We start from the raw sequence: 2,197 nt of genomic DNA, 5'->3' as shown, positions 1-2,197 counted from the left end.
CCTGGGGGGTGGTGTCAGTGCGCCGTGAAGCGTTGTGAACTCGTGCGGAGGTGAGAGACCGTCGCCGCCGTCCTGTCGCAGCAGGGCGGTGAAGCTGGGGGCAGCCTGATCCGGGAGATGCCGGTGAGGGTGAGAGCGGCCCCGACAAAGCCGGGACGGGCCAGAACTGCCAGATGGTTCGGGTCCGGCAAGCGTGATGGAGAGGAGTACGAGAGGAACCAGCGTCTACGTCTCTCAACCCCCCGCCGGCTCAAACCTGTGCAGATATGGGCCGGATGCGGTGCGTCCTCGAACCGGGTGACCGGAGCGGGGAACTTCTGGACGGGCTTTGACATGCCCGTCGGGAGGCCACGGTGAAGTGCTGCGGGGTAGCCGTGGCGAGGCCGCAGGGACAGAGCTGGGCTCCTACTTCGTCGAGCGAGTTGCAGTGAACACGGGAACCGTTCCGGCTCTCGCCCTCTGCCAGGGATCCGCTCTGGTGGAAGGGCTGGGTTCATCGTCGGCCGATCGGGCCGGAGCGGGGCGGAGCCGCCGTAGTACTCCGAGCGCGCGAAAGGCGCGTACATGGGGAAGGGCGGCAGCGGTATCGAGAAGGGAAGGAGGCTGCAATGCCGAAAGACGCACCGTTGAACGACGGTGCCGCGCTTATCGAGGACTCGGAAGAGTCCGATGGGCGGGTATCGGGGATGCAGGCCAAGCTTCACCGTCGGGCGGCGGCCGATCCTGGCCGCAGGTTCGACGACCTGTTCAGTTTCGTGCACGATCCGATGACGCTGCGACATGCGTTCAATCGGATCGCGGGCAACAAGGGGGCCCGAACTGCGGGCATGGACGGCGTTACTGTCGCCCATGTCGAAGAGCAGATCGGGGTTTTCCGTTTTCTGGACGACCTGCGGACCAGCCTGAAGGATGGCTCGTTTCGGCCCCAGCCGGTGCGGGAACGCAAGATCCCCAAGCCGGGTGGTTCGGGGAAGGTTCGCGCCCTCGGGATTCCGACGGTGGCGGACCGAGTTGTCCAGGCGGCGCTGAAGCTGGTGCTGGAACCGATCTTCGAGGCCGACTTCGAGCCGGTCTCATACGGGTTCCGGCCCGAGCGGCGAGCCCACGATGCGATCGCCGAGATTCAACTGTTCGGCACCAAAGGCTATCGCTGGGTGTTGGACGCTGACATCGAAGCGGCCTTCGACACCGTTTCGCATTCCGCTCTCCTTGAGCGAGTGCGCAAGCGGGTCAAGGACAAGCGGATCGTGGCACTGGTGAAGGCGTTCCTCAAGTCCGGGGTTCTTACCGAACTTGGAGACCGGAGGGCCACCGACACCGGGACGCCGCAGGGCGGTGTTCTGTCTCCATTGCTGTTCAACATAGCCATGTCGGCGCTTGATGAGCGCCTGCAAGGGCCGTGGAAGGACGGCGGGACCATGGGAACCGCTAGCCGACGCGTGCGACGTCGCGCAAAGGGCCTGCCGAACTGGAAGGTCTGCCGTTATGCGGACGACTTTGTGGTGCTCGTGCATGGCTCCCGCGACGACGTCGAGAAGTTGCAGAACGAAATCACTGAAGTGCTCGAACCGCTCGGGTTGCGGCTTTCACCGGCCAAGACCCGCATCGTGCACATGAGTGAAGCGTTCGACTTCCTTGGGTTCCGCATCCAGTGGAAACACAAGCGAGGAACGGACAAGTGGTACGTCTACACGTTCATTGCGGACCGGCCGATCCGGTCGCTGAAGGACAGGATTCGTGCCCTGACGAGCAGGAAGTCGCAGCAGAATCCCAGGGAGGTGCTGGTCAGAATCAACCTGATCATGCGCGGTTGGGCCAACTACTTCAGGCACGCGGTCTGTAAACACACCCTGAGCAACCTGGCGAACTTCGTCTGGTGGCGGATGGTGAAATGGATACAAACCCTGCATCGCTGGAAGTGGAAGGACGTTCGCCGGTGGCTCAAGGCTCCAAACGGGAGCTGGAAGCCGATCTCTGCAGACGGAGTCGAGTTGTTCGATATGGCGGCGGTGCCGGTTACCCGCTACCGCTACCGGGGCAACAGGATTCCCAATCCCTGGACCTCCGCATAACCACGTACGACGGCAGAGACCGTGGAGAGCCCGTTGCGTCGTAAGGCGCACGGCGGGTTCGGCGAGCGGCCTGGGAAAACGGACCGGGAGCAATCCCGGCACCGCGTCCCAGGCCGACTCAACCC

Annotated in this window: 1 protein-coding gene; it reads left to right on the top strand. The window is 63.8% G+C overall.

Translation table 11 applies throughout. The annotated features are described in order from the left end of the window. Positions 1-608 precede the first annotated feature (608 nt). Positions 609-2,072, top strand: a complete 1,464-nt coding sequence (ltrA, locus tag ACIBCM_RS35205) for a group II intron reverse transcriptase/maturase (protein WP_399250519.1) — start codon at positions 609-611, stop codon at positions 2,070-2,072. Positions 2,073-2,197 lie beyond the last annotated feature (125 nt).

The sequence above is a fragment of the Streptomyces sp. NPDC051018 genome (assembly GCF_044456085.1).
GTDB lineage: Bacteria > Actinomycetota > Actinomycetes > Streptomycetales > Streptomycetaceae > Streptomyces.
The sequence above is the reverse complement of the archived record's forward strand: the minus strand, read 5'-3'. Positions and strand labels throughout refer to the sequence as shown.

Coding starts and splice junctions, on each gene's coding strand:
- ltrA (WP_399250519.1), top strand. CDS start 609: ATGCCGAAAGACGCACCGTTGAACGACGGTGCCGCGCTTATCGAGGAC.